Genomic DNA, 26,999 nt, shown 5'->3' with positions numbered 1-26,999 from the left:
AGAGGCCTGACCCGCCTCAATGACATCGCCTTCGGCATCTCCATTGGGACACGTCGACGATGTGGGTAATCGAAAGCTTCCTCGGATGCGTACGATCGGCTATGATTTCGCCGAGCAGTTTCATCGCTGCCGGCGTGGCCGACACCTATTCCAGAGAGACTTTATCCGCAAGGTTCATCAAGCGGGCGCGCGGCCGGCCGACCGCAGGGCCGTGCTACCGGCTCTGCGGCTGAGCAGCAGGCCGACAATCTGGGTTGTGCATTCAAAGATGCCAATGGTTTTGACGATGTCCCACATCATGGCGACGTCACCCTTGACGCCGTCCATAAGGCCCCGCTTTTCGGCCTTCGACGGACTCTTAACCGACGGCCAATCGAGGACCGCTATCTTCAATGCCGCGTCCAACGCCAATCTGTTCAAGAATACCTCGAGCCCGAAATTTGGGAGCGCTTCCAACTGCTCGAAATGAGGCTTGATCAGATCAAGGGGCACAACGCGTTCGCCTGTGAGATAGTCCAGTCCGATGGCTAGCCACAGCCATGGCGAGTTTCCTCGCAGGGACATGGTTACATCTACCGCCCCGCGGCAGACCGGCTCTATCAGTGCCCTGATATCATCCGCCGTCAGCCCTGTAAGATCGGCATCGATGAACACAATATACCCGGACTGGACCTGCCTAAGGCCTTGCACGATCGCCGCGGTCTTGCCGCCATTCTGTTCGATCCGAATGACATCCGCGCCAAGCTTGCGGGCAATCTTGGCGGTGCCGTCGGTTGAGCCATCGTCGACCACAATGACGCGCTCGATTGCCTCAACTTGGCTGATTGCCTCAAGTACACAGCCGATACGTGGCGCCTCGTTCCAGGCAGCGACAAGACATGTGAAGGTCATATTGGAGTTTGTCATGCTCTGCGCATCCACCAAATACCGGCAAGCACCAGGCCGCCCAAAGTTGCAACGGAAACTGCTGAGAGCCACGTGGAAGCGGTGGCCCCAACTTGACCGACGTAGTACCCCAAAAGGAGGAAGCCCGCGCTCTTGGGAATCGAGGCAAGCAGATTGGTCGTCAAGAAGAGCAGGTATGGAACGCGCGCGACACCGGCAGCTGCCAGAACTGGGAAGCCAGCTGCCTGCGTCAGCTTTCCGAACGCGAGAACCGAGACGCTGTGCTCACGCATCGCGCGAATGATCGGAACTATACGCCGGTGCGGCACGTGAAACCATTTTTTGATTATGGGGGTACGGTCGAGCCTCATACCCCGACCGCACAGATACAAGATCGTGTCCCCAATCAGGTCGCCCAGGATAACCAAGCAGAGCGCTGGCCAGAGATTGAGCAAGTTCGCCTTGACCATCAAGCCTGCGGCTATCGTGACAATCGGTCCCTCGATGATTGACAACGCCAGTAAACCTATATTGCCATAGGCCTCGATCCATGGAGCGATTTGGCCGGGATCGATCACAGCGAAGCACCAAACTGTCGAGGTGCCGGCAGCGTATGCCCACGCCATTCGATGCCGCGACGCAGGAACGTTGCCAGCCAGAGTGCATAGATGAGCAAATCGCGGAGTGGCAACATGACGATGTCCAACCATGTTGCGGGCCAGCCATTCCAGCGCGACAGGGCAACCTCGGCCCAGTACCAAATCAACAGAAAGGCCGCGAGCCACGTCGGGCCGCCGCCCAGCGCGAGAAGCAAAACGGGAGCGACGGGGCCATTCAGGGGCTCTGCGAGAAAGAGCCACGGGAATCCATCTCGCCGAATCCTACTCCACCGCAGTTGGCGATCCCATACTGACTTGAACGTGCGCTTGCCGATCGGTTGCGTGAAAGGTTTCGCGGGAAGCTTGACCTGAAGGCCAAGCCTATGCACTAACTTGGTTGAAGCTACGTCCTCGGCCAAGTCTCTCCCAAGGACCACGGGACCACCCACGCTATCAAGGATTTGGCGATTCCAGAACAGAGATTTACCTTGGGCAAAGCCGATGCCGAGAGAATCCGCAAAGAATTGCAGACGCGCCTGATTTGTGTTCAGAAAGGCGCATTCCAGCGCGCCAGCCCAACCTTCGGGTTGTGACCCCCAGGCCGGGCAGGACACAAGACCAGTTTGCGCGTCCCACGTTTGAGCGAGTACCGTCAGGTAATTCTCCGTCAAAAGCAAATTACTGTCCGTCATGCAAACCCAGTCGCCAGTCGCCGTCATCCAGCCCTTCACCAGGTTGTCCAGTTTGGGGTTTCCCGTCGGCCGCTCGTTGCCAATGAGGAGCCGTGCAGAATGTCCTGGATGCTCGTCGATCAAACGGCGAACCAGCGGCACGGCCGAATCCTGTTCGGAGGCGGCGCAAAAGAGGATCTCATAGTCTGGCCAGTCCTGATTGAATGAGGAGGACAGTGTTATCATGTCAAACGGCTCACTACCGCAGACGGGCCGCAGTAGACTGATTCGGCCTCTTACAACCGTCAAGTCCCTTGGAACTGCTCGACGCATGGCCACCACAACGACCGACGTGATGTGGACTGCTAGGAAGCCGGCGGCTATGAAAAAGGCGACGGTCATGACTGCACCAGAATCTGTGCGGGTTCCGTCACGCTCCCCCGGCTCGGCGCTGGTGAAAGCAATTGCAGATTGCCTGCGAGGTCTTCCGCGACTGCTGTAAAGCTGTGAAGCCAGTCGCCACAATTGGCGTAAACAAAGCCCTCATTTTCGTGAAGGGCGGCGACGTGAAAGTGTCCACAAATAACGCCGTCGACGTTTGTGACTTGTGCCAACTTGACGAGACGCCGTTCGTGCGCCGAAGGCGAACAAACGATCCAACCTGCTCGGCGCAAGGCCCGCGACAGGAGTTCGCCGTCCCGCAGGCCCAAAAGCACAAGGCCTCGCCCGAACTGGCAATCAAGGAACCTCACACCTTGATTCAGGATGGTGCCTACCCTCGTCATGAATGCCGACCGGAAGAGTCGGTAATCTTGACAATCGCCGTGCACAACCAGCAGCTTGCGACCGTCGCCCATTGTGTGAAGGACGCGCTCTTGGACAGGCACCTGCAGACCCAATTCGACCAGCGCCTCCTCCGGTCGCGGGTCGTGGTTGCCCCGCAAATATATCAATTCGGCGCCCTGCTCGACGCGCCTGCGCAAATGGTCGACCACTCTCTGGCAATCGTCCGTCCAGCGAACCGTTACCGGGTGCCAGAAATCAAGGAAGTCGCCGACCAGGTAATATCGCTCCGCCCGATTACTTTCGAGGAAATCTGCCAGAAGCTCCGCCTTCGCCACTGCAGCGCCAAGGTGACAGTCTGACAAAAACATTGCTCGGTAGCTCATGGCTGCGCCTCCTCATTCACAAACATGGCGTTGGCGTAGTGGGCGCCGCGCGGATAGAGCCAGGGGAACGGTAAACTGGTCCGGACACGCTCCACCGCCATGACCCCACCCTGCAAGGCTGCTTCATAGGTATCCCAGTCAGCCTCTTGCGCCTGGGTTATGCCCAATGTCGATTTCAGTTCTCCCAATTGCGTCGGGTCCGCAAACGGTGGTTGGTAAGGATTGCCAGTCAGTGCGCCAACCCCACGTTCGATACCTTCCACCCAACGACAAAACCTGTGGCCGTAGCCGCAACCATAGTCAAAGCCGAGCTCGGCCATGTGGGGATCCATATAGGGCGAGCCCGCAAAACCGGGATAGAACATGGGGGTTCCAGGATGGCCAAGCACCCATAGGCCGAACAAAACGGCCGCCGCAGCACCAAAGATGTAAAGGCGTGGTCTGTTCATATCTATCTCCATCAATTTGCTCGGGGGGCGTTCCGAATGGAGGAGATTGAACAACCGCCATGTCTCTCAAGTTTTACAGCGACAGGGCAGTTTGTGACAAAGTGTGACGGATTATGGGGAGCATGATGAATCGTGGGGTGCTACGCTGCGCGTGTAAGCGGGGTTTTCAGGCCACGGCCTTGAGCTCGGGAGACCGGGCGTAGGCCCAAGGCAGGAGATCGTCGATCTGGCTATTCTGGTGGCCGTTGACGATCCTCGTCAGCACGTCGGCCAGGTAACCGAGCGGCTCGACATCGTTCAGCTTGCAGGTTTCGATCAGCGAAGCGACGACGGCCCAGTGCTCGGCGCCACCGTCGGAGCCGGCGAAGAGGGCATTCTTGCGATTGAGCGCGATCGGGCGGATTGACCGCTCGACGGTATTGGAGTCGGGCTCAATGCGTCCATCATCGAGGAAGCGCGAGAGTCCTTCCCATCGGGAGAGCGTATAGGCGTCACGACACGAAAGTGGTGAATCTGTCCGACTTTTGAGAACGTACCCGGAACTCCGGCTTATTTGATAGTGGCCGCGACAGATTTCTCGGCTTTGAGGGCTTCATAGAGGGCGGTTTTGCCGATTTTCACACGCGCGGCGGCTTCGCGAACATTGAGGCCGGCAGCCAGATGCTGGCGGGCCTTGGCGAGCTTCTCCGGCGTGACGACAGCTTGCCGGCCTCCGCGCCGGCCCCTTTCCTCTGCTGCCTGTAGTCCGGCGCGGGTTCTTTCCCGAATGAGATCGCGTTCGAACTGGGCCAGCGCCCCGAACAGATGGAAGACCAGGCGACCGCCGGGTGTCGTGGTGTCGATGTTTTCGGTGATAGATCGAAAGCCTACACCCTTGGATTCCAGCTCGGTGACGATCTCGATCAGGTGCTTCATCGATCGGCCCAGGCGATCGAGCTTCCAGACCGTAAGCGTGTCGCCGTCTCGAGCATAGCGCACGGCTTCGGCTAGCCCCGGCCGATCGGTTTTCACACCCGATGCCTTGTCTTCGAACAGCTTCTCGCAGCCCGCCTTGCGCAGCGCATCGAGTTGAAGCGCCGTATGCTGGTCGCCGGTGGATACCCTTGCGTAGCCAATAGTGGTCATGAGGCGATTTGTCCGTTTTCTCGTTAAATGCGGACAATGTCCGATTTGCCGTTTCATGGCAAGGTTTGCGGACAAAATCTGTGGAAGCCGTGAAACGGTCGTTTGCCGGACACGCATTTTCCATTTCGCTGCAGCCCCCTCGACGAGATGGATGATGATGAATGGCGCGAAGAGCACTGTTGAGCGAAATATGGTGGAACCAGGCGACATCGATCCCCGATGACGAAAGGGAGATCGCCAAATATTACACGCTGGACCAGTCGGATCTCGATCTGATCATGCGGCAGAACCGTGCGTCGAACCGGCTGGGTCTGGCCTGTGTTCTGGCAACGTTGCGATTTCCAGGCCGGCCGCTTGCAGATGGTGAGGTCCTGCCGCCAGGTGTCTTGCGGTTCCTGGCGCGGCAAATCGGCGTCGATCATCGCGAGATCGATCGATATTTCGAGCGTCCGCAGACACGCCGAGAACACCTCGCTCTGCTTTTCGAGAGGATGAAGATGCGCCCGTTCGGGCCTTCGGATGTGCGGGCGCTGACCGGCTGGCTGACGCCTGCGGCGCAAACCATGCGTCAGGCCGATGCATTGGCGGACATGGTTGTGGAGGAATTGCGCCGCCGGCGAATTCTCCTGCCGGCGCGTGGCGCGCTCGAAGCCATCATCCACGTTGCAATCCGGCGCGGTATCCGTATCGGTCACCGGGCCCTGGCCGGCGGGCTTTCGGAACAGCAGAAGCTTGATCTGGAGAAGCTTCTCGATCCACGTGAAGGGACGAGCGCGACCATCCTCGCCTGGGCACGAACACCGGCACTGTCGCCCACCGCCGTCAATCTCGACAGGATAGCCGAACGCGTTCAGTTTCTTCGGTCACTGCACCTGCCTGCGGAACTGATGGAGCGCATTCCGGCCAAGGTTTTTGATGAACTCGCCGCGGAAGGGGTGCGGATGAGCGCACAGCATCTACGCGATCTCAACCCAGAACGCCGGCACGCCGTGCTCGCGGCCACCGTCCTGCATCTTTCCCGCCATCTGACCGATTGCGCAATCGACGTGTTCAAGAAACTGATCGGCGCCTTGACGCGGCGCGCCGACAATCAGGCGACCGCCCGCATCACCCGTTCCGTCCGGGAGGTTCAAAAGCCGCTCAGGGACGTTTCGAAAGTTTGCCACGCGATCATCGAGGCCAGGGAGAAAGGCGAGGATATCGGCAGGGCGCTCGAACGGATCATTCAATGGCCGGGCTTCACGACCAGCGTTCAGGCGGTCGACACGCTGATTGCCCCGGACAGCATCGACGGGAAGATCGAAATGCTCCAGCGCTATCCGACAATCCGAAAAATGGCGCCGGAATTCCTGTCGGCGTTCGTGTTTCGTGGCCACGCCGTGGCGGCAAACCTCCTGCGGGCGCTGTCCACGGTCGCCGATCTGTACCGCACCCGGAAAAGAGCAATACCCGACAGGGCGCCCATATCGTTTGCGCCGAGAGGTTGGATGCCTCTCATCCTGCAGGATGGCAAGATCGATCGCAGGGCCTATGAACTCTGCCTGTTCAGTGAATTGAGACGCCGCCTCGATGCTGGCGATGTCTGGGTGGAAGGAGCCAAACGCTTCCAGTCCTTCGAGAGCTTCCTCATTCCCACGCCGACATTCGAGCTGATGCGCGAGGAGGGTCCGCTTCCGGTCGCCGTCGATACCGACGTGGAAACCTATCTGAAGCAGCAACGCCAGATCTTGAACGACGGGCTGAGTGACCTTTCCCGTTTGGCTGCCGCCGGCGAACTCGACGATGTCGAATTGACCGGCGCGGGTTTCAGCGTCACGCCGCACAAGGCCATGTTTCCGGATATCGCGAAGGCGCTGAAACGACAAGTGGAAGGCCGCCTGCCGGCGATCCGCATCACCGACCTTTTGCTTGAGGTGGATACACACACGGGATTTTCCAACGCCTTCACCCATCTGCGCACCGGGCGGACAGCCGACAACAAGCTTGCGCTTCTTACCGCCATCCTGGCGGACGGCATCAATCTCGGCCTCACCAGGATGGCGGATGTCTCTCCCGGGCTGACGATGCGCCAGCTCGCCTGGGCGCACGACTGGCACATCCGGGAAGAAGGCTACACTGCCGCGCATGCCATCCTCGTCAACGCCCAGAGGCAATTGCCGCTGGCCGGATTGTGGGGCGACGGAACCACTTCTTCCTCGGATGGGCAGTATTTTCCGGCGGGAGGGCATGCCGAGGCGATCGGCGACCTCAACGCCCGCTATGGCCCCAATCCCGGCGCCAAATTCTATCGCTTCACCTCCGACCAATATGGCGCTTTCCATATCATCGCCATGAATGCCAATGCGAGCGAGGCCATATATGTCCTCGACGGTCTCCTCTATCATGGCAGCGACCTCGCCATCGAAACCCACTATGTCGATACCGGCGGGGTCAGCGACATGAGTTTCGCCCTCTGCCACCTCGTCGGTTTCCAGCTCGTGCCTCGCCTGCGCGGTCTCAAGGATCGCAAGCTTTATCTATTCCCGGGCGACACGCCTCCCGAAAACCTGGCATCGCTCGTCGGCGAGCCCATCAACGTCGAGCGGATCAAGGCAAACTGGAATGACATCCTGCGCCTTGTCACGACGATCCGCTCCGGCCAGGTCCGCCCTTCGACCCTGCTGGCAAAGCTGTCCGCATTCCCGCGCCAAAACGGACTGGCGCTGGCGCTGCGCGACATCGGGCGCATCAATCGGTCCATCTTCCTGCCCCAATGGTGGCAGAACCCCGAAATGCGCAGGAATGCCACCGCCGGGCTCAACAAGAGCGAGGCCCAAAATACCCTGGCTCGCGCGCTGTTCTTCAACCGGCTCGGAGAGCTGCGGGACAGAACCTTCGAGAGCCAGTTCTATCGGGCGTCCGGACTGAACCTGCTGATCAACGCCATCGTCTACTGGAACACGCTCTATCTCGAACCGGCGTTCGTCGAGCTTAACCAGGAGGGCGTCGCCACGCCGCCCGACGTGATCAAACACATCGCTCCGCTCGGATGGCAGCATATCAGCCTCACCGGCGATTACATCTGGACCCCGACAGACAGCCTCGATCTCAGGCCGCTACGGTGCGAAGCATCTATGCTGGCAGCCTGATCACCCTATGTTCTCAAAAGTCGGACAGATTCATCACTTTCGTGTCGTGACGCCCTATAGCACTCTGAGTTATTTCGGACCTAAAATCATCTCGAGTGCAGCGTCCTGCGGCAGACCACCCATCTTCCCGATGCTACCATCCGCTTTCCTGAAGACAATCGCAGGGGTTCCAGAGAAGCCAAGCTCGGTCATCAGAGTGGCATTGTGCTTGAGCTTTTCTGCCACTGCGGGGCTGATCGTTTCCAAAGGGACTATGCCGCCGTCCCCGTACTTATGTTCGTTTTCAGCCAGCGCCTCCTCAGGAGACTTGGCCTCAAGAATGGCAGCCGCCTTGGCTGGGGAATCCTGTCTGATCACGCCGACCATGACATGTCGGAGTTGTACCTTGCCCGACTCAACCCAGGGCCTGGCAGCCGTCCAGAACTGGTGGCAATAGGGGCAGTTGGGATCCGTAAACACGTAAACGGTCCTTGGCGCGTCTGGATCGCCGTCCTTCACCCACGTCGATCCCTCCAGTTTTTCCCATCCCTCTTCCGAGATCGGCGCCTCCACCATTTCCTTGAGCTGGGCTTCCGCCATGTCCTGTCCTGCCTCGTCGACAAGTGTGCCGACGACAACATGTTCGCCATCCGGGGTGAGGTAAATTGTCAGAGGTTGCGCGCCAGCTTTTGCGGCGAATGCTCTCAAACCGCCTGGTACCTTCATCTCTCCGAGGATTGTCAATCCCTGCTGCTCGATCGCCTTCAGGATACGGGGATACTCTTTGGGCTGGGGACTATCCTCGGCTGCGGCGATCTGTGGCGCGAAACCAAACAGCAGCGCTGCTAACAGCATCAGGGCAGGTCTGAGGTAGGTGAGAACGATGAGGCGCATTTTGGTTCCTTCAAAAGCCCTCGCTTGACCTGCTCACCTTAAGGCAGGCTTAAGGCAGCGGCCATTGTGAATATGCCAGGAGTTGCAGCTATGGGATGTGCTGCTGCCTCAGCCGGTCCATAAGGTCCCCCAGTTTCGATAGAGGATGTAGGCCGCCACCACGAGTACGAGGGCCGCGAACAGGCGGTTGAGGATGTTCTTGTAGGCGCTCAGCCGTGTGGCGAGCAGCATGCCGAGCACGCCGCCGACGATGCCGCCGCCAATGAACTCAGCGGCAAGCCACCAGTCCACCAAGCCGGAGGCGGCATAGTTCAGGGCGGTGGCGAGGCCAAACACCCCGACGGAGAGGAGCGATGTGCCGATCGCGTTGATCATCGGCATGCCCGTCGCCAGCATCAAGCCGGGAACGATGAGGAACCCTCCGCCGATGCCGAAGAAGCCGGAAGCGGCACCGGCGGCGAGCGCGACGGCCGCTGTGACCAGGCACATCCTGAGGTCGACCGGGCGGCATTCTGCCGACGCCGGTTTCCTGGGCTTCAACATCAGGACGCCGACGACGACCATCAGGATGCCAAACAGGAAGATCAGCCGATCGCCATCCATGGCCTTGCCAAGGCTCGAGCCTGCAAGTGCGCCGACGACGCCGAGCGCGGAAAAGACTGCAGCGCAGCGCCACCAGACGTGACCCTTTATCGCGTGGGTGGCAAAGTTCGCGAAGGCGTTGACCGAAACCGCAAGCGCCCCCGTTCCTATGGCAATGTGCGGCTGCGTGACGCCGACGACGTAGAGGAGCAGCGGCGTCGCCAGGATCGACCCGCCGCCGCCGAGCAGGCCGAGCATGAATCCAACGATCCCGCCGGAGCCGACCGCCGTAAGGATTGAGGCGCTCATGTCCGTCTGCTCCACACCCTGTCATGCAAGGTCATTCCGACCAGCATGGCGACAACGAACAGGACCGTCTGTGGGATGCCCATCGACAAGGAAGCGACCGCCGGGCCGGGGCAGAAGCCGCCGATCCCCCAGCCGAGGCCGAAGAGGGCCGACCCTATTATCAGCGGTGCGTCGATCCTGCGGCTCGTGGGGACATGGAAGCTGTCGTCGAAAGCGGGATGGCGCATCCGCTTCATCACCTGCACGCCGATGAAGGCGACGACGACGGCGCCGCCGAGGACGAAGGCAAGGCTCGGATCCCAGGCGCCGAAGACGTCGAGGAAGCCCTGGACGCGGGCCGGGTTCAGCATTCCGGAGAGGGACAGGCCGAAACCGAAGACGATGCCGGAGGCGAGAGCGGCTCCTAACTGGTAGACGTTCCTGTTCATAGTCCGAAACCTCTCAGAACTGTGACGGCCACTGCGCCGGAAGTGAGGAATGTCGCGACCGCAGCCATGGATCGCGGAGACAGGCGCGCCAGGCCGAGGACGCCGTGGCCGCTGGTGCAGCCGGATCCCATGCGCGAGCCGAAGCCGACGAGCAGACCGGCGATAATGATCAGCGGCCACCCTACCGTGATCTCCACTGTCGGCCAGCCGTCGAAGATTGACAGGTAGGCGAGCGGTCCTAGCAGCAGGCCAAGCACGAAGGCGAGGTTGGTGGTCAGGCCGACGCCCTGGGCGAGACGGCCGACAATCCCGCTGATGCCGGCGATCCGCCCGTTGAGGAGCAGGAGCATGACGGCCGATGCACCGATCAGCATGCCTCCGGCCAATGATGTGAGATACGCGCTCATTTCTGGTTCTCCACGCAGAAGATTTCATAGAGGGCGGCAACCAGTTGGGCGGCCTTCTCCTCTGTTAGAGAATAAAAGATCTGTTTCCCTTCCCGGCGGGTTTCGACGATGCCGGAGCCGCGCAGCACTGTCAGGTGCTGCGACAAATGAGGCTGGTGGAGGTCGAGCTTTTCTTCAAGCTCGCCCACCGAATAACTACCCTCAACGAGCGTGCAGACGATCATCAGCCGCGCAGGATGCGATAGTGTCTTCAGGAGGTTTGCCACCTCCCCCGCCCGGCTCGCCATCTCGGCTGTCGAAAGTCCCGCCTTCAACATAGCTTTCAGTTCGGCACTCATTCCCATGCTGCTCCCTGCAGGGCATCGAGCGGAAACTTGAGGTAGCGCTTGCCGTTCGCTTCCGGCTCCGGCAGGCGGCCGCCGCGGATGTTCACCTGCAGGGCATGGAGGATGAGCTTCGGCATCGGCAGCGTCTTGTCGCGCTTCGTCCTCAGCGCCACGAACTCTTCTTCCGTCACGCCGGCCAGATGCGGGTTGGATTTCTTCTGTTCGGCCACCGTGCTTTCCCAACGCGGTGCCCGGCCGTCCGGCTGATAATCGTGGCCCGTAAAGATCCGCGTTTCGTCCGGTAGCGCGAGGATGTCCTGGATCGACTTCCAAAGGACGCGGGCGTCGCCGCCCGGAAAGTCGGCGCGCGCCGTGCCGCTGTCCGGCATGAAGAGCGTGTCGTGGACGAAGGCGGCGTCGCCGATCACATAGGTGATGGAGGCGAGCGTATGTCCAGGCGAAAGCATCACCTTCGCATCGATCGATCCCACCTTGAACATCTCGCCATGGGCGAACAGCCGGTCCCACTGCGAGCCGTCGGTGGCAAGCTCGGGCCAGTTGTAGATGCCCTTCCACAGCTTCTGGACATCCACGACGCGCTCGCCGATCGCCGTCTGCGCGCCAGTCTTCTCCTTCAGATAGTGAGCGGCAGAGAAGTGGTCGGCATGGGGATGGGTGTCGAGGATCCACTCGACGGTGAGCCCCTCCTTGCGGACGTAGTCGAGGATGGCGTCGGCGTTGATGGTCGCCGTCGCGCCTGCCTTCTCGTCGAAGTCGAGGACGGGGTCGATGATGGCGCACTTGCTGGTCGCCGGATCGGAGACCACGTACTGGACGCTCCAGGTGCGCTTGTCGAAGAAGCCCTTCACCTGCGGCCTGCGTTCGGCGTGCTTCTGAAGCCATGCGTCAGCGGCGCCCGTGTCAAAGCCGCGACTGCGTCCGAACTCGACCACCTCGTCGGCAGACATGCGACCGTCAAGGACCTCTCCGATAAGGTAGAGGGTGAGCGAACGGGTGCCGGTCTTGCAGTGGGCGAAGACCGGACCTTCCGATTGATCGACGGCACGCTGGAAAGCGCGCACGTCGGCCTCGGTGATCGTGCCGCCCGTGACCGGGATGAACGTGTATGACAGGTCGCAATGCTTTGCTTCCTGTGCTTCTGCTTCCGTTCCTGGCTGTGCCGACTCCTCGTCGTCCGGTCGGTTGTTGATGAGCGTCTCGAACCCCTTGTCGCGTAGCGACTGGATGTCCTCGATGCTTGGCTGCGGCGCAACAGACAATTTCTCGGAAATTCTGGTGACAGTCATGAACAGCTCCTTCTCACTTCGAGATACGTTATAATATATTATATATTGATTCTCCTTCAAGGTGTGTGACGGAATTTTGTTCTCCCCCTGTGGTTCCCGCGCAGAGGAGATCAAAACCATGGCCACGACAGCAAGCCGGGTCAGCGCCCAGACATCCGACGAGATCAACGACCGTCTTCGTAGGCAGTTGGAAGAAAGGCTCGCCTACTACGAAACCCACCCCGACCAGATCGCAACGAGGCTGGCCGAAATCGATCGGGAATGGGATATCGAGCGCACGCTCGAGGCGAATGCTTCCACTTTGGCATTCACGGGAACGATGCTTGCGGCCACGGTGGATCGAAGGTGGCTTGCACTTCCGGCGATCGTAACCGGCTTCCTCTTCCAGCACGCCATGCAAGGCTGGTGCCCTCCGCTGCCGATACTGCGTCGGCTCGGCTTCCGCACGGCGGAGGAGATTAATCAGGAGCGCTATGCGCTGAAGGCGCTTAGAGGTGATTTCGACGTCAAGGGCGGCAACGAGCTCGACATCGTCCTTCGAGCTGTAGGGATCAGACGAGGCGGGGCATGACGGCAGCCATCAGACCGAACGAAAGTGACAAGCAGAACTTCCCCGCGACACTGATATGGTCGGGTTATGCGCTTGGTTTCGGGCTGGGCGGCTTCTTCGACGGAATACTGCTTCACCAGATCCTGCAATGGCATCATCTCCTGAGCAGCATCGAAGAAGCACGTCAAGACATTCGCGTCCTGATCCTGACAGACGGACTCTTCCACGCGCTGATGTATGTGATTGCCGCGGCGGGGCTTTGGCTTCTGTGGCGGTCGAGACACTCTTTTGCTGCTCGCGGAGCAGACAGGCTCCTCTTCGCAAGCGCGTTGATCGGCTTCGGCGTCTGGCACATTCTCGACAGCGTTCTTTCCCACTGGATACTCGGGATTCACCGGATCCGTATGGACGTGGAAAACCAATTGTTCTGGGATCTCCTTTGGTTCGTCGTTTTCGGCCTAGTGCCTCTCGCCCTGGGGGCCTACTTGCGCCGGAACGGCATGAGAGGCGACGGGCGCCGGATTTCGAAGGAGCCGGTCGGACTGGCCTTGGCAGTCGTGATCGCCGGGCCTCTCGCCGCGCTACCGCGCCAAATGAGGGAACTATCATGATCGTGTTCGGCCCTGGCTCCACCGGCGCACAGGCGATGCAAGGGCTCGAAGCAAGCGGCGGGCGCCTCCTGTGGTCCGACGCCTCCGACATGGTCTGGGCCGTCGACATGTCTGCTGGAGGGGATGTGAAGCGGTTCTACGATCACGGCGCGATCCTGATCAGCAACTCCATCTTCCCAGCCGGATGCTTCAACTGGACGCGCGTCTGAGGCGGTCAGATGGGAAGCACGCTCTCGCGACGAACCATGTACCGCCTCTCTCAAACGTCAGGTTGCCGCCGAGACGATCGAGCGCCATCTGGACGATCGACAATCCGAGGCCGCTTCCATGACCAGAGGCCGTCGACCCTCTGAAGAAGCGTTCCGTCACCCGCGCCTCATCGGCAACCGTAATTCCCGGCCCTTGGTCTAGGATCTCGACAACGACCTCGCTTTGACTTGCGCTGACCCGGCACCTGACCTCTGCCCCCTTCGGCGAGTGCTGAACTGCGTTCTCGAGCAGGTTTCGGATCGCCAGACGCAGGAGGATTCTGTCGGCCTCAAGAACTGCCGGCTGCCGGGCTCGATCTGCGAACTCCACCGCGACGTGAACTTCGTTAGCCGCTAGCTGCGTCTCCAGTTCCGAAGCGATCTCGCCAACAAGTACTGCAACGTCGACTGGCTCATCCTTGGCGGCGCCCTGCGAGGCATCGACGGCGGCAAGATCAATAAGCTGACGGACCATCCGGCTGGTTCGGTCGACACTTGTGGAGATACGGGAAAGGGCCTCGCGCTGGATCGTGGAGTCGTCGGTCCTGAGAGCGATCTGCGCCTGGGTCTTGAGACCAGCAAGCGGCGTCTTCAGTTCATGCGCAGCATAGGCGGTAAAGCTTTGCTCCCGGTCACGGGCTTCGGCCACGCGGCCGAACAGGCTGTTCAGCGCTCGAATGACCGGCCGCACTTCCCGCGGCACGGTTCCGTCATCGATCGGATGGAGTTCAGATGCGGAACGCCCGGCAAGTCCCTCGGCAATGCGCGTCAGTGGGGCAAGACCGCGGCCGACGCTGACCCAGATCAACACCGCCAAGACGGGGAGGATGACGATGCCGGGAACAAGAAGCCCTTTGATGACGTCGCCGATGAGTCGGTCGCGTATCTCAAGGCTGTCGCCGACCAGAACACGAACGCCGAGCGTCGGGTTGACGACCGCGTAGACACGCCACCGTTCTCCGTCGATCTCAGTTTCTTCGAAGCCATCCGTATGGCTGGCAAGCGAAGTTGCGGGCGCACTCTCGGAGCGGCTGACGAGGCTGCCCTGAAGCGACCAGATCTGGCAGGAGAGCTGGCGGCTGTAGCTGCCGTCAGCTTGCTTGAACGGTGGAGGCGGAGCATTCGCGATTGCAGCGTCTACCGCCGCAGACGGTTCGATCCGGTGATCCGTGATGAGCGAGCTCACCATGCGTGCCGCTTCCATCAAACGTGCGTCAAGCACCCGCTCGACTTCGGCTTGCGTGCTTGCGTAGATCCAGGCCGCGGCGAAAAGCCAGACGGCGCCGGTCGTGGCCAGCAGGATCGCAAACAGTCTGATCCGTATGGAATTCATTGCAATGTCCTCAACCGGTAGCCCGCGCCACGCACGGTCTCGATGAATGACGCACCGAGCTTGGATCGCAGCTTGTGGATGTGAACCTCGACGGTATTGCTCTCGATTTCCTCCTGCCACCCATAGAGCTTCTCCTCGAGGTTCGACCGCGACAGGATGACACCCGGCGTCTCCATCAACGCCTGCAGGATCACGAACTCCCGTCGGGAAAGGGAGATCGTCATCCCGTCGCGCGATGCGGACATGCGTGCCGGGTCGAGGCTTATGTCATTCCACTCCAGAAGGCCTGCCGCACGACCATGCCCACGGCGGACAATGGCGCGCAGACGGGCCGCAACCTCGTCGAGATCGAATGGCTTGCCGAGATAGTCGTCTGCCCCTGAATCCAGTCCCGCAATCTTATCCGCGACCTCGTCCTTTGCCGTCAGGAGGAGAACTGGCGTGCGATCGCCGGAGCGGCGCATCCGCGACAGCACATCGAGGCCTGATCCGTCAGGGAGCATGAGGTCGAGTATGATCGCGTCGAAGCGATCGGCCTCGATGGCCGCGTCGGCGTCGGCAACCGATGTCACGGCGTCCACCGTGAAGCCGCACATCTGCAGCCCGACCTTCAAGCCGTCCAGCAGGATCTCGTCATCTTCCAGCACAAGTAGCCGCATCACATCCTCGTCTAGCTTCGCATCCTCCCTGCGCCCGCCACCTTAAGGCTGCCTTAAGGTTGGGAGGAGAGACCGCCGCTCCAACCCAACCAACGGAGCAGCCCTTTGCGTTTCTTCCTGTCGGCGTCATGTTTCCTCGCGACCATAGCTGTGTCGGCCGTGGCGTTAGCCATCGAAACGCCGCTCCCCATGGATCAGGCTTTCCGCATGGAGGCTGGCCGCGATGGTTCCGACATCGCAATAAGATGGCAGCTCGAGGACGGCTACTACCTCTACCGGGAATACCTGAGTGTGACCGGCGTCGGCGGCAAGCCTCTCGAAATGGCAACTCCACCGGGTGTCATCAAGGAGGATCCAGGGTACGGAAGCACCGAAGTCTACTACGGCACTGCCACGGCCACGGTCGCCGGGCCGGTCACGGGCTCTTTGAACGTGACCTACCAAGGCTGCCAGGATGGCGGCCTCTGCTACCCGCCGACGACCGTCGAGATCGACGCAGCGACGCTTGAACCCAAGTCGGACACAGGAAAATCTGGTCTCCAGACTGCGCTTCAATCGCAGGCAGCCTTTCCTCTCGTGTCCAAGGCGCCGAAAGCCGCCGACAGCTCCAGCATCCGCATCTCGGACCAGTCAACCAACGGTGTGGTCGGTTCTCTCCTCGACCGCGGCGGCGTCCTCTTCCTGATTGTCGGCTTCCTCGGTCTTGGCGTCCTGCTGGCCTTTACGCCATGCGTGTTTCCCATGTACCCGATCCTGGCAGCGACACTGACGAGGGAAGGCGAGAGCCTGTCGACCGGACGTGGATTCGCCCTGTCATCGACTTACGTCCTCGCTCTTGCAGCGGCCTTCAGTCTCTTCGGCGTGGTCGCTGCATGGTGGGGCCAGAGCTTCCAGATCGCACTACAGTCTACTACTGCGACGCTCTTGGTTGCAGCCATCTTCGTAGCTCTGGCACTCTCCAGTTTCGGGCTGTTCGAACTGCAGCTTCCGTCCTTTCTCAGGAACCGGGTTGCCGCGCACCGCGGAGGCTCCCTAATGTCTTCCGCGGCACTGGGGTTTTCATCCGCTCTGGTCATTGGCCCCTGCGTCACGGCTCCGTTGGCGGGCGCGCTTCTGTACATTGCGCAGACAGGAGACGTCGTCCTCGGCGCGACGGCCCTGTTTGCGCTCGGCGTCGGCAAGGGCATCCCGCTGATCCTGATGGGAACCTTCGGGTCGGGCCTCCTTCCCCGTGCAGGACAATGGATGGAACGTGTCCGGCAGGTCTTCGGCTTCCTCTTCGTCGCCACCGCCGTCTGGCTCGTGGACCGTCTGCTGCCTGCCGGAGCTGGTCTTCTGTTGTGGTCCGTTCTGGCGATCACCTTCGCAGTCTTCATAGGAGCTTTCGATCAGATGCGACCCGAGGCCGGTGGCGCTGCACGGCTTGCCAAATCCGCGGGCATGTTGGCGGGTCTCTACGGCGTCATCCTGGGGATTGGCGGCCTCTCCGGCGCGACGGACCCTTTGAAGCCTCTCGCGACGATTGCTGCCGCACGCTCCGGAGACGCGACACCCGCGAGAGTGATCGGCAAGGACTCGTTCCAGTCCATCGCCTCGGCAGCCGATCTGTCCTCGTTGCTGAAAGCCGATGGGCCCGCCGCCCCCACGCTTGTCTACTTCACGGCCGACTGGTGCGTCACTTGCCGGGTGATCGAGCGGTCCGTTCTTCCGGACGCGACCGTGGCAGACGCGCTCGACGGCGTCCGTCTGGTCTCGGTCGATCTCAGCGAGATCACCGAGGCAAACCAGTCGTTAATGAAGGAGCTGCAGGTCGTCGGGCCGCCGACGATGCTGTTTCTGGACCGGGACAACCAAGAAGTCCAAGACACTCGACTTGTGGGCGAGATCACTGCGGACACCGTTACGGTCTCGGCGTCGAGCGCGAAGGGTCAGCTCCGATGAACGCGGTGTCGCTTGGTCCATTTGCGTTCGATGCCGAGCGTTTCGCAGCGATCATCGGCATGGTCGCGTTCCTTGCCGTGGCCTCCGTTCTTGCCCATCGTGTCGACGACAGGCTCGGCCGCTGGTCGTCGTGGACGGCGGCCGCCGGGCTTGCGGCGGCGCGCCTGGGGCATGTTCTGCAGTATGCAGGGAGTTTCGCTTCAGAGCCTTGGCGGATCCTTTCTGTTTGGCAAGGCGGCTTCTCCTGGAGCGGAGGTGCCGCAGGCGTCGGCGTGATGCTGGTCGTGCTGTTCCTGAGGAGCCGAAAGCTTGTCGGATGGGCTGCGGCAAGTGTCGCAGCGGGAGCCGTCGCGACAACGGCGACGCTGGCATTCACCTATTCCGATACGCAGCTTCCGGCCGTCACCTCAGCCTTCCGGACCCTTGACGGTGCAGAAAGCAGGATCGGTGACAACGGTCGCCCGACGGTTCTGAACCTATGGGCGACCTGGTGCCCGCCTTGTCGCCGCGAGCTGCCGATGATGGTGGAACTTGCTGCCAGCACTACCGATGTCGACTTTGTCTTCGCAAACCAGGGAGAGACCTCGGCAAAGATCGCTGACTACCTCCGGAGCGAGAACCTCATCCTGCCGCAGGCGGTGCTCGATCCGCAACTTCTGCTCAGCCGCCATTACTCGGCAGTCGGCCTTCCAGCGACACTCTTTCTCGCAGCGGACGGCACGCTCGCAGGCTCCCATCTTGGCGAGATTTCCCGCGAGGTCCTCGCGCATAAGATCCAGGAACTCAAATCTGAAGAAGGAATATCCGAATGACACCTTCCCGAGCGGCCGCTCTGTGGCGACCGTTGACCACCTCGCTTTTCGTCATGGGCCTGTCCGCCTGCGCGCAGACGGCCCCAGAGCCACCAAAGATCGAAGACCCGAAGGTGGATACGTCACTGGCCAGCATGTACGCCCCGATCAAGGATGGAGATGAGACCATCCCCGGCGTCGATGTCTCCAAGATGGACCCGAAGAACGTCCGCCAGGTCGTCGACTACAAGACCGGCTATCCGGCGGGCACGATCGTGGTCGATCCCCATTCCCGTTTTCTTTACCTCGTCATGGAGGGTGGCAAGGCGATGCGCTACGGCGTCGGCGTGGCCAAGGCGGGTATGGAGTTCGAGGGCGAAGCCGACATCTCGCGCAAGGCGCAATGGCCGGGCTGGGTGCCGACCCAGAACATGATCCAGCGCGATCCGGAGCGCTACGGCCCTTTAGCATCGGGCCTGGAGGGTGGCATCAAAAACCCTCTGGGAGCACGTGCCCTGTACCTCTACCAGGGGGGCAAGGACACGCTCTATCGCATCCACGGGACCAATGAACCCTGGAGCATCGGCAAGTCGGTCTCGTCCGGCTGCATCAGGCTGTTGAACCACGACATCATCGACCTCCACCGACGCGTGCCGAAGGGGTCGAAGGTCGTCGTGCTCGGACCCACAGAATCCGGAAAAGGAGAAGTATGACATGATCACTCGTAGAAACCTGCTCGCCGCCGCCGCCGGCACTGCCGCATTCGCCGCTATCTTGCCTCGGATGGCGTTCAGCCAGGAGATCACCGAAAAGTCAGTCTTCTACGACCCAGACGCGCCCGTTCTCGGAAACCCGAAGGGAGACGTCACGGTCGTCGAGTTCTTCGACTACCAGTGCCCTTACTGCAAGAAGATCCATCCGATGGTCGAAAAGGTGGTTCGCGAGGATGGCAATGTCCGGCTGGTGCTGAAGGACTGGCCTGTCTTCGGCGGCGCATCGATCTTTGCCGCCCAGGCAGTCCTTGGAGCCGCACAGATCGGCAAGTACGAGCCGGCCATGGAAGCGCTGATGAAGACGACGGGAAAGCTGACGGAGGAAGAGGTGGAAAAAGCGCTCACGAGCACCGGCCTCACCATGCAGGAGATTGCTGCCGCTGTGAACAAGCATAGCGCCAAGATCTCGGGGCTGCTCGACCGCAACTACAGTCAGGCGCTGGCCTTCAACTTCGCAGGCACGCCCTCCTTTGTCATAGGGCGGACGACGTTCGCCGGCGTCCTGGATGAAAAAGGGCTGAAGGGCGCGATAGCAGAGGCCCGCGCGGCATGAGTGGACGGCTTTTTGGAGCCGGTCTTGTTCTGCAAGAAGCACCGGCAGAGCCTTCAGGCTGCCTTAAGGCTGGCGGGCTTGGAAGAGATCGAAGAAATCAACAAAGAGTCGCCGCATGATCAATGAGATCCAGACCAAAAGAAGAACTAGCTGCTCAACCGCGAGCCGCATTGGCGCAAGCTTGCCGAGGCGTTCATTTATCCTTGGGATTGGAGCAATCGCCGTTTCGGGCTGCGTCTCGACCGAGCCCCCGCCCGTTTTGGCGACGCTCCCGGAACCCCTGCCGGCGCCCACGCCAGTGGTGCCGCCGATGTACTATGCCATGCCGAATGAGCGTTTTCCGGTCCCGGAAGTCGATATCACTCAACTCGACCCGCAATTCTGGCGGACGGAGGTCGATTATCCCACGAGCGAGAGACCGGGAACCCTCGTAGTCGATACGCCAGGCAAGTATCTCTACCACGTCAAGGCCGATGGCCGTGCCATGCGGTACGGGATCGGGGTCGGACGTGAAGGATTTGCCTGGGCGGGACAGGCTATCATGGCCTACAGGCGGGAATGGCCGCGCTGGACGCCGCCCGATTCCATGGTCGCGCGGCAACCGGAACTGGAACCCTACAGCATTGCAAATGGCGGCATGCCTCCCGGACTGAAGAATCCGCTCGGCGCGCGGGCGCTCTACATCCATGAGGACGGGAAGGACACCTTATATCGAATCCACGGCACACCTGAGGCCTTCAGCATTGGGAAGGCCGTTTCCTCAGGTTGCATCCGGCTCATCAATCAGGACGTGATTCACCTTCACGACGAGGTAAGAGATGGCAGCCGCATCGTGGTCATTCCCGACCCGGCAATGAGCCATCTGCTCGTAGGTTGAACTTCAGGTTGATCCGGTTGTAAAATCCACAGGGGGGTCAACTGCGCGTCAGGAGGCAGGAATGGCCGCATTCGGCTCGTGGAAACGTTGTGTGTTGCTTGAGGTGTTGCCGTAACGCAGCCGTAGGCGCTGGCACTGCAATGTCCGCTGTTGGCGCGAGCGGCCATCTCGCCCTACGATGATGCTTCTCTAAGGGCACGATATACGCTCGCCCGACCTATGTTAAGCGCCTTAGCGATTTCTGTCGGTCCCATCCCGTCGGACCTAAGCCGGCGGATCTCAGCAACATCAACATGGGGCTTCCTGCCTTTGTAAACCCCTCTGCTTTTTGCTGCGGCGATGCCTTCCATCTGTCGTTCTCTACGAAGGTTCGTCTCGAACTCAGCAAACACGCCAAGCATATCCAGGAAAGCTTTGCCGGCCGCTGAGCTGGTGTCGATCGGCTGTTCCGTCGCCTTCAGCGTCACCCCTTTTTGCTTGAGTAGCCGTACGATGTCCTGCAGATCCCCAACTGACCGCGCCAGCCGATCGACCCGCGTCACGACCAGGCTGTCGCCGTCGCGCATGAATTCTAGAAGCGTGTTGAGCTCCTTCCGATCCTGCTTGTTCGCTCCGGATTTCTTTTCCGCCCGGATGACCGTGCACCCGGCCGCCTTCAGAGCCGCCTCTTGAATCGCCAGATCCTGATCGATGGTGCTGACCCGCGCATACCCGTAAATTGCCATGAAACGTCTCAGTAGGTTCTAGACCTTCAATGGGTAGCGTCTCATAACTGCAAAATCAACCCAAATGATACACTGATTTGTGTCTCACAGAGATTGTCTCAGGAGGTATACATCAACGAGACATCTGCGGAGGCAGGGCCGTATGGGTTTGGCTGTGGATGGCAAAGCTCAGTAGGTTCGCATACCCCAGAGCGTCATCGATGGGACGATGAGCTGCGAATACAGGTTCAATGTCGACCGTAGGCAACTCCCTATTGGTCGCGCATGCATGACGGTGAACCCGCTGGTCGACTTTGCGGATTCCTAAGACTTGCGAGAAGCGGCTTTTAGCCTGCGCCGGCGCGCAATAGTTGACTTGACTGATGTTATCGACCGGGCGACAAGTTAACGTATGGAAGAAACTTCTGAAAAGCCCCGCCGCAGGCAGATCGTCGGCATCAGCCTGTCCCCCGAAATGGCGGCCGCTGTGAAAACGGAGGCTGCTCGCCGGAAGCTGTCAATACGAAAGCTATTTGAGGAGCTTTGGGCGGATTACGAGGCTAAGAATTCCTGAGCGATCCCTATCAGGGTTTCGTGCTGGCAATCCAGTCTGTCAGAGCCACGAGGTCATGTGCCCAGAATATGGTTAGGCCGCGATCCTGCGCGTCGATGAGATTGTGCAGCTTGTACACCCCAGATAGCATAGCGCTTGGGACAACCTGGCGCAGGCCAAAATCGGTCTTCCAGCTTTGTGCTTTAACCGCTGCGTCATTGTTCAGACGCTTCACGGAATTCGTCGACGAGTTCGACACCTTGCACTCGATCGGCATGACGCGATGATCGTGCAGCCGCACGATGATGTCGCCCTTGCGTGTACCTAGTTTACTTTCGCCGCAGAACTCTCCAGGCGCAGGGGCACCAGAGATGTTGACGATTGTGCGCGATGGCACCTCCGTGAAGCCCAGCGCACGTAGAGCGGCCTTTACTGTCGCTTCTTGCTGCTCTTTTCCCTTGGTCCGACGTCCAGTTTGCGTTTTGCTTGCCGCGATCAGCGCGGCCGATGCTACAACTGCCGCATTGCGCTCCGCTTCAGTCGGCTCACGACCTTCGACCACCCAAGCAAAGCGCCGGCGGTCGAGCACCTGACGCACAACGGTGATCAGCCGTGCTACATCAGCCGGCGACCGTTGGAGATGACTCTTTGAAAGAGACTTGGCATCTGCCAGCACCTTGTAATCGTCCGTCGAGATCGGCGGTGCGGCAAGGTAGCGAAAGGCTTCCAGTAAATGGGGTTCTCCCAAGACATCGAGCGCGGGGGTATCGAGATCGGTCAGGTCGACCGTTGTTTCCAGCAATTCTTCGACATACCCCTGATACAGGTCGAAGGCTTCGAGGTAGTCCTCAAGGGGTTCTTCGAGACGTTCCTTGGTGAAGGCGGCACTGGCTTTCAGGCGGTCGGCTTCGAACTGCTCGGCGGTCCAGACAGGAGGTTCAATCATCGAGCAGCACCCGCAACGAGAAGAGCGGGACCGGGCACAATCAGACGCTCCATTTCGCGAGGCTCGAATTTTGTGAGGCCGCCCGCATAGGTTCGACCAGACCGCTGCGTAATGTTTACTGACAGGTAGTCGACGAGGGCCTTCTTGGCATCCTCCGACAGCTCCTCGCGCGGATAGAGGCCGTGGGCGATATTGATGTGCCGCGCTTCGGCTCTGTTGATGACAAAGCCTGGCGGACGACGTGCCATATATGTCGAGATGATCGGCGCAGCGGCACGGAGACCGACTGACCACCACGCTTTGCGATGGCTCGCTACGTAGCCTTTATCCCCGCCCATCCGACGCGCGATTTTCAAAAATTTGGTCACCGCCTTGCGGTCGGCATTGTCGAGTTCATCAAGATCGGTGGGTATGTCGATCACGCAGCGTAGGCGCTTAGGATCGTGCAAAAGCCCGCCCGCTTCTAACACCTCGCGCGCACGCGTCACTGTGGGGAACAGCACCGAGTCCGGCAGGCCTGCGCTATGTTCGCCCGCAATCCATACACCATTCGCACCGGTCACGGTGCCGCGATGCACTCGGCAGAGTTCGCCCAGCTCGACGTAGCCCTCCGGGGGCTTTTCCGTAATATGCGTCAGGTGCGACCAGCGGTTTTCCGTCGATAGCCGGTCGCGGTGGATTTTACGACCCTTGCCGAGTTCCCCCAGCTTATCTAGGTCGTCAACGCGCTGAAAGTATACGGAAGTGGGTTTGGCTCCGATCTCGAAAGTCGCAATTGCAGCTGTCGTAGCAGCATCTGGGAAAGGCTGTGCGTTGGGATCGATTACTGTCACGCTCTTGCCGCCAAGTGCGCCGAGCATCAGCGTGCGCACGATGGCACCATAGTTCACGTCAAGCCATTCAGAGGCAGTTATGAAAGTGCCATAATCCTTGGGCTTTGCGTTTCGCGCCGTCGCGAGGAAGAAATACACGTGCAGGCCCGCCAGCTTGCTAGCTGAGAGACCCAGCTTCGAAGCTTCGATTGCAAGCCACTCTTTCCATTTCGGAGCTATTTGATGGTGCCGCACGTAGGGCGGATTTCCGATGTAGAGCGTGCTCCCATCCACGCGGTCGGAAAAACGACGATAGTCCCCCAATATGATACGCGAGCGATCGGCGAAGCCTGCTGCGGCAAGGTTCGCACGCGCCAATAGTGCCGCCAGCGGATCAATATCGATACCGACAAGCTCTGCTTTGGGAAAAGCCGCGGCTGCGCGCATCAGAAAGCGCGCCGAACCGACGCCCGGATCGACGATGCGGACGGGATTACGCGTCGAGGCCGCCCAGTCCACCATCGTCTGCACGATAGGAGCTGGTGTATAAGTCGCGCCGTGCTCGCGGCGTGTTTCCGAAGAGCGCAACGTAGAGAAGATATCTCCAAGAGGATCCTTCCCCGCGCGGATCAGGTCTTTCAACAGAGTAACTACCGCACCTTTGGGCGCAACGCCGGCTTCCTTCGCGAGCGCGAGTTCCCCCGCGGTCAGTGAGCCGCCCGCGTTTTCTGCCCCCAGCGCGAGTGCCGCTGCGACCAGCTCGCTTTCGCTGTTGAAGATAGTCTGTAAGTCGGTCATGCCAATTGCCCTTACGCCGGCTTCGCTTGCGCGCGCAGTGTTTTATCTTGGAAGGGAAGGACATTAATCTCGCCTTCCCTTTGTCGTGCTTCGGCAATATCAAAGCTGTTTTGCATCCCCATCAGCCACTCCATTGAAAGGCCAAAGGCTTTCTCGATACGCAGCGCCATTTCCGTAGAAAGGTGCGCGCGACCATTGAGCAGCTTCGATAGGGCCGGTCGCGTTACACCGAGCGCAGACGCCGCCTCTGTAACCGACAACCCACGGGCCTCGATAATCTCACCTTTGACGACGCTACCCGGATGTGCCGGCATCTTCGGTTTTAGTCTGGCTGACGTTTTAATCGCCGCCTCCCACAAGTCGACTCGTCGAAATTGTGTATTCCGTAATGCTACGGATTACAATCCAATTCCCCTTTCGTTCTAAATGATATGCGAGCACTCCTGAACCAGCCGCGCCTGTTGTTTTAACCAGTCCCGTGATTCATAGTTTTCGGGATCGAGAGGAGAGAGGGATGCCGACATTAGTTCAACAGCTGAATGGAGGTTTGGCTTGAGGAATGTTTTGATCGTTTTCCTCATGGCAGGATGCACCTGGATGGGCTGGCGGTTAGCAGACGTCGAGCGCCAAAGGTACGCGTTGGTGACTGGCATTTGCGACATAGAACAAGCGCAGCCACGCTTACTGGATTGCCTTGCGACTGCTGAACCTCGTGTAAGCTGGCTGTGGAACCTGTATTACGGCATTTTGGGCTCAGCGGCTTAGGACATCGACATGTGCGGTAGGTTCACCAACACAATGGCCTGGGCGGAGATTCACGCCCTCTACAATATCCATGCGGAGAACCCGCCTCCGTCGAACACGCCGCCGCGGTACAACATCGCGCCGACACAGAACGTCCATTTCGCCCACAAGGACAAAGCCGGCGACCTCGAAATCGACTACGGACGCTGGTGGCTCGTGCCCTTCTTCGCCAAGGAATTGCCGAAGGCCGCGATGTTCAATGCGAGGATCGAGACGGTCGACACTTCAGGGGCATTCCGCGAACCCTTCAAGTCGAAGCGCTGCCTCATCCCGGCTGATGGCTATTTCGAATGGACCACAAGCGAAGAGGACGGCAAGAAAGACCCATGGCTGTTGCAGCTCCCTGACGGAAAGCCTTTCTCCTTCGCCGGACTATGGGCGCATAACGACAAGCTAGGTGTCACCAGCTGCACGATCATCACAGCGCCAGCCGTTGACCACATTGCGCACATTCATACGCGAATGCCCGTCATGCTGGATCCATCGGCTTATGAGCCCTGGTTGGATGCCTCTGTTCAGGGTGCTGACGCGAAAGCCTTCCTTCTTGAAAACCAGATCGACAGCCAGCTTGAGTTTTACCGTGTCGGCCGGGAGGTGAATTCGTCTCGCTATGATGGCAGCGACACGAAAAAGCCAATCCTGAACTCCTTGTAGGAGCTTCAGAACAAGGAGAGTCCGATGAGATCGCCGTTCTATCCCATACCGATGCTTTTCGCCGGAATGACTTTGGTCGTATCCGGCTGCAATGCGGATGGTGCCTCGACCTCCATGGCGGCAGGACAATGCAAGTCCGAAGCCGCGCAGGGGCTGGTCGGCAAGCAAAAGCCGACAGATGCAGAGGCGATGCAGCTGACCGGCTCTAAGACGGTTCGCCAGATCCAACCCGGCGATATGGTGACCCAGGACTTTAGAGAGGATCGGCTGACGATCGAGACGGATCCCGCATCCAGCCTTGTTGTTCGAGCCACCTGCGGCTGATTGAGCTGTGCCAGTCATGGTAACTACTGCTTAACCAAGAGGGCAATCGCCCCCATAGAATCGGGGGGCTTTTGCGTTAGCTTCGGGGGCCGGTACGGAGCTATCTATGGGACAGACCTTTTCTGCTTATCTGAGAACTGCGCAGACAGTCAGATCAGTGAGGCAGATACACACAATCACCACCGCTATATGCGAAGATCCCTATGCATCAGAGCATTTGAAGCGGACAAGCGCAGCTCTGACGAGAAAGCTGGAACAAGTCATTGACCGGCCCATTGCGAGTGCTGCCTTCCTCGCCTCCATCTGGCGTGATTTTCGCGGCCTTAACGCTCTCCTGGAAACGGAGCATGGCAGGCTGAACTTAGTGCTTCCCAAGGGTGAAACTGAGCCTGCGGCTGATTGGCATTTCCTCAAAGAAAAAGGGCCAGCGGAAAATCGCGGCCCTTAAGGTGTGGGGGTCAATAACCTCCAGAGGGGAACAGCCGACGCGCGGACTGGGAGGAGGGTACGCACGTCAGCTACCAACCTATATGGGTTCCCGTAAGATGGCGCGCAAGGCGACTACTCCGAGTTTCGGTACGGACTTCCTTTTGTTGCTTTCTCGTGTGAATCCTGGTCAGCCTGAGAAAGCCGCTGCAACAGGGCGTCGATGCGAGCGTCATTCGGTATCGGTTGATGGTTGGCCTGTGCCGCCTTGCGAACCATGTCGCTACAGGCGAGCTGCCTGAATACGTGAGATCTATCTGTCATCGCTGCCCCTCCGCCGCCAGAACGCCGTGAGGTGTCTCAGGTTCCGATCCGAAGTGACGG

Annotated in this window: 30 protein-coding genes and 1 pseudogene; 12 read left to right on the top strand and 19 right to left on the bottom strand. The window is 60.0% G+C overall.

Translation table 11 applies throughout. From position 1 onward, the window contains the following. Nucleotides 1-177 precede the first annotated feature (177 nt). From HV823_RS21360 to HV823_RS21330, 7 genes and pseudogenes are all read right to left on the bottom strand, one after another. Nucleotides 178-906 (bottom strand): glycosyltransferase family 2 protein, encoded by a 729-nt coding sequence (locus HV823_RS21360; protein ID WP_210270890.1) that lies wholly within the window; start codon nt 904-906, stop codon nt 178-180. Further along, nucleotides 903-1,463 (bottom strand): VTT domain-containing protein, encoded by a 561-nt coding sequence (locus HV823_RS21355; protein ID WP_176951727.1) that lies wholly within the window; start codon nt 1,461-1,463, stop codon nt 903-905. Before HV823_RS21355 ends, HV823_RS21360 begins: the two co-directional genes overlap by 4 nt. Further along, on the bottom strand, nt 1,460-2,401 hold the full coding sequence (locus HV823_RS21350) for a glycosyltransferase (RefSeq protein ID WP_210270889.1): 942 nt from the start codon (nt 2,399-2,401) through the stop codon (nt 1,460-1,462). The genes HV823_RS21355 and HV823_RS21350 overlap by 4 nt, the downstream gene beginning before the upstream one ends. Before the next feature lie 152 nt (nt 2,402-2,553). Beyond that, nucleotides 2,554-3,324, bottom strand: a complete 771-nt coding sequence (locus HV823_RS21345) for a UDP-2,3-diacylglucosamine diphosphatase (RefSeq protein ID WP_176951725.1) — start codon at nt 3,322-3,324, stop codon at nt 2,554-2,556. Beyond that, on the bottom strand, nt 3,321-3,773 hold the full coding sequence (locus tag HV823_RS21340) for a hypothetical protein (RefSeq protein WP_176951724.1): 453 nt from the start codon (nt 3,771-3,773) through the stop codon (nt 3,321-3,323). The genes HV823_RS21345 and HV823_RS21340 overlap by 4 nt, the downstream gene beginning before the upstream one ends. A 166-nt stretch (nt 3,774-3,939) precedes the next feature. Next, nucleotides 3,940-4,260: pseudogene (locus tag HV823_RS21335) on the bottom strand (transposase domain-containing protein); the annotation flags it as partial. Nucleotides 4,261-4,322: 62 nt separating this feature from the next. Continuing rightward, nucleotides 4,323-4,898: a recombinase family protein gene (locus tag HV823_RS21330; RefSeq protein WP_137114117.1), complete on the bottom strand. Its 576-nt coding sequence runs from the start codon at nt 4,896-4,898 to the stop codon at nt 4,323-4,325. Between the two features lie 161 nt (nt 4,899-5,059). Here HV823_RS21330 and HV823_RS21325 point away from each other — a divergent pair, with 161 nt between their 5' ends. Continuing rightward, complete coding sequence (locus HV823_RS21325; RefSeq protein ID WP_137114099.1) at nt 5,060-8,026, top strand: Tn3 family transposase; 2,967 nt, start codon at nt 5,060-5,062, stop codon at nt 8,024-8,026. 69 nt (nt 8,027-8,095) lie between these two features. Here HV823_RS21325 and dsbG read toward each other — a convergent pair whose 3' ends face one another. The 6 genes from dsbG to blh form a co-directional block, all read right to left on the bottom strand. After that, complete coding sequence (dsbG, locus tag HV823_RS21320; RefSeq protein ID WP_210270888.1) at nt 8,096-8,899, bottom strand: thiol:disulfide interchange protein DsbG; 804 nt, start codon at nt 8,897-8,899, stop codon at nt 8,096-8,098. Between the two features lie 108 nt (nt 8,900-9,007). Further along, complete coding sequence (locus tag HV823_RS21315) at nt 9,008-9,790, bottom strand: sulfite exporter TauE/SafE family protein (protein ID WP_176951723.1); 783 nt, start codon at nt 9,788-9,790, stop codon at nt 9,008-9,010. After that, on the bottom strand, nt 9,787-10,218 hold the full coding sequence (locus HV823_RS21310; protein WP_142523867.1) for a YeeE/YedE family protein: 432 nt from the start codon (nt 10,216-10,218) through the stop codon (nt 9,787-9,789). The genes HV823_RS21315 and HV823_RS21310 overlap by 4 nt, the downstream gene beginning before the upstream one ends. Then, nucleotides 10,215-10,625: a YeeE/YedE family protein gene (locus tag HV823_RS21305; protein ID WP_142523868.1), complete on the bottom strand. Its 411-nt coding sequence runs from the start codon at nt 10,623-10,625 to the stop codon at nt 10,215-10,217. Before HV823_RS21305 ends, HV823_RS21310 begins: the two co-directional genes overlap by 4 nt. Then, the gene (gene bigR, locus HV823_RS21300) at nt 10,622-10,969 is read right to left on the bottom strand and encodes a sulfite-sensing transcriptional repressor BigR (protein WP_142523869.1); all 348 of its coding nucleotides are present in this window, start codon (nt 10,967-10,969) and stop codon (nt 10,622-10,624) included. The genes HV823_RS21305 and bigR overlap by 4 nt, the downstream gene beginning before the upstream one ends. Continuing rightward, nucleotides 10,960-12,258 (bottom strand): bifunctional sulfur transferase/dioxygenase Blh, encoded by a 1,299-nt coding sequence (blh, locus tag HV823_RS21295; RefSeq protein ID WP_142523870.1) that lies wholly within the window; start codon nt 12,256-12,258, stop codon nt 10,960-10,962. Before blh ends, bigR begins: the two co-directional genes overlap by 10 nt. Nucleotides 12,259-12,376: 118 nt before the next feature. Here blh and HV823_RS21290 point away from each other — a divergent pair, with 118 nt between their 5' ends. From HV823_RS21290 to HV823_RS26815, 3 genes are read left to right on the top strand one after another with little or no spacing between them, the layout of a single operon-like run. Beyond that, nucleotides 12,377-12,829: a hypothetical protein gene (locus tag HV823_RS21290; RefSeq protein ID WP_142523871.1), complete on the top strand. Its 453-nt coding sequence runs from the start codon at nt 12,377-12,379 to the stop codon at nt 12,827-12,829. Continuing rightward, nucleotides 12,826-13,419 carry a DUF2243 domain-containing protein gene (locus HV823_RS21285; protein WP_246301858.1) on the top strand — a complete coding sequence of 198 codons (594 nt, stop codon included), beginning with the start codon at nt 12,826-12,828 and terminating at the stop codon, nt 13,417-13,419. The genes HV823_RS21290 and HV823_RS21285 overlap by 4 nt, the downstream gene beginning before the upstream one ends. Continuing rightward, nucleotides 13,416-13,628 (top strand): hypothetical protein, encoded by a 213-nt coding sequence (locus HV823_RS26815; protein WP_246301856.1) that lies wholly within the window; start codon nt 13,416-13,418, stop codon nt 13,626-13,628. The genes HV823_RS21285 and HV823_RS26815 overlap by 4 nt, the downstream gene beginning before the upstream one ends. On the opposite strand, the gene HV823_RS21280 is transcribed toward HV823_RS26815, so the two are convergent. Both HV823_RS21280 and HV823_RS21275 read right to left on the bottom strand, forming a co-directional pair. Next, on the bottom strand, nt 13,609-15,000 hold the full coding sequence (locus HV823_RS21280) for an ATP-binding protein (RefSeq protein WP_142523873.1): 1,392 nt from the start codon (nt 14,998-15,000) through the stop codon (nt 13,609-13,611). The genes HV823_RS26815 and HV823_RS21280 overlap by 20 nt on opposite strands. Further along, the gene (locus HV823_RS21275; RefSeq protein WP_142523874.1) at nt 14,997-15,659 is read right to left on the bottom strand and encodes a response regulator; all 663 of its coding nucleotides are present in this window, start codon (nt 15,657-15,659) and stop codon (nt 14,997-14,999) included. The genes HV823_RS21280 and HV823_RS21275 overlap by 4 nt, the downstream gene beginning before the upstream one ends. Before the next feature lie 150 nt (nt 15,660-15,809). Between HV823_RS21275 and dsbD the strand changes: the two genes are divergently transcribed. From dsbD to HV823_RS21250, 5 genes are all read left to right on the top strand, one after another. After that, nucleotides 15,810-17,600 (top strand): protein-disulfide reductase DsbD, encoded by a 1,791-nt coding sequence (gene dsbD / locus HV823_RS21270; RefSeq protein ID WP_343051976.1) that lies wholly within the window; start codon nt 15,810-15,812, stop codon nt 17,598-17,600. Then, nucleotides 17,597-18,412 (top strand): TlpA disulfide reductase family protein, encoded by an 816-nt coding sequence (locus HV823_RS21265; RefSeq protein ID WP_176951722.1) that lies wholly within the window; start codon nt 17,597-17,599, stop codon nt 18,410-18,412. The genes dsbD and HV823_RS21265 overlap by 4 nt, the downstream gene beginning before the upstream one ends. Beyond that, on the top strand, nt 18,409-19,104 hold the full coding sequence (locus HV823_RS21260; RefSeq protein WP_246301854.1) for a L,D-transpeptidase: 696 nt from the start codon (nt 18,409-18,411) through the stop codon (nt 19,102-19,104). Before HV823_RS21265 ends, HV823_RS21260 begins: the two co-directional genes overlap by 4 nt. Before the next feature lies 1 nt (nt 19,105). Continuing rightward, a complete protein-coding gene (locus HV823_RS21255; protein ID WP_142523877.1) occupies nt 19,106-19,717 on the top strand; it encodes a DsbA family protein in 612 nt (203 codons plus the stop codon). A gap of 115 nt (nt 19,718-19,832) precedes the next feature. Then, on the top strand, nt 19,833-20,594 hold the full coding sequence (locus tag HV823_RS21250) for a L,D-transpeptidase (protein ID WP_142523878.1): 762 nt from the start codon (nt 19,833-19,835) through the stop codon (nt 20,592-20,594). 173 nt (nt 20,595-20,767) lie between these two features. Here the strand turns inward: HV823_RS21250 and HV823_RS21245 are convergent, their stop codons facing one another. The 4 genes from HV823_RS21245 to HV823_RS21230 form a co-directional block, all read right to left on the bottom strand. Further along, entirely contained in the window at nt 20,768-21,319 is a 552-nt protein-coding gene (locus HV823_RS21245) for a recombinase family protein (protein WP_142523879.1), read from the bottom strand. A 563-nt stretch (nt 21,320-21,882) separates the two neighbouring features. Beyond that, complete coding sequence (locus tag HV823_RS21240) at nt 21,883-22,797, bottom strand: XamI family restriction endonuclease (RefSeq protein ID WP_176951721.1); 915 nt, start codon at nt 22,795-22,797, stop codon at nt 21,883-21,885. Then, nucleotides 22,794-24,407: an Eco57I restriction-modification methylase domain-containing protein gene (locus HV823_RS21235; protein ID WP_176951720.1), complete on the bottom strand. Its 1,614-nt coding sequence runs from the start codon at nt 24,405-24,407 to the stop codon at nt 22,794-22,796. The genes HV823_RS21240 and HV823_RS21235 overlap by 4 nt, the downstream gene beginning before the upstream one ends. 11 nt (nt 24,408-24,418) lie before the next feature. Continuing rightward, complete coding sequence (locus tag HV823_RS21230; protein ID WP_176951745.1) at nt 24,419-24,721, bottom strand: HigA family addiction module antitoxin; 303 nt, start codon at nt 24,719-24,721, stop codon at nt 24,419-24,421. Between the two features lie 460 nt (nt 24,722-25,181). Between HV823_RS21230 and HV823_RS21225 the strand changes: the two genes are divergently transcribed. The 3 genes from HV823_RS21225 (at nt 25,182) to HV823_RS21215 (ending at nt 26,637) form a co-directional block, all read left to right on the top strand. Then, on the top strand, nt 25,182-25,865 hold the full coding sequence (locus HV823_RS21225) for an SOS response-associated peptidase (protein ID WP_176951719.1): 684 nt from the start codon (nt 25,182-25,184) through the stop codon (nt 25,863-25,865). Nucleotides 25,866-25,889: 24 nt separating this feature from the next. Further along, complete coding sequence (locus tag HV823_RS21220; protein ID WP_246301847.1) at nt 25,890-26,189, top strand: I78 family peptidase inhibitor; 300 nt, start codon at nt 25,890-25,892, stop codon at nt 26,187-26,189. Nucleotides 26,190-26,295: 106 nt separating this feature from the next. Next, nucleotides 26,296-26,637: a hypothetical protein gene (locus HV823_RS21215; RefSeq protein WP_176951718.1), complete on the top strand. Its 342-nt coding sequence runs from the start codon at nt 26,296-26,298 to the stop codon at nt 26,635-26,637. Nucleotides 26,638-26,999 lie beyond the last annotated feature (362 nt).

It is taken from the genome of Mycoplana rhizolycopersici (genome assembly GCF_013378445.1).
GTDB lineage: Bacteria > Pseudomonadota > Alphaproteobacteria > Rhizobiales > Rhizobiaceae > Mycoplana > Mycoplana rhizolycopersici.
Note: the sequence above shows the minus strand (reverse complement) of the source record. Positions and strands in the feature narration are given on the sequence as shown.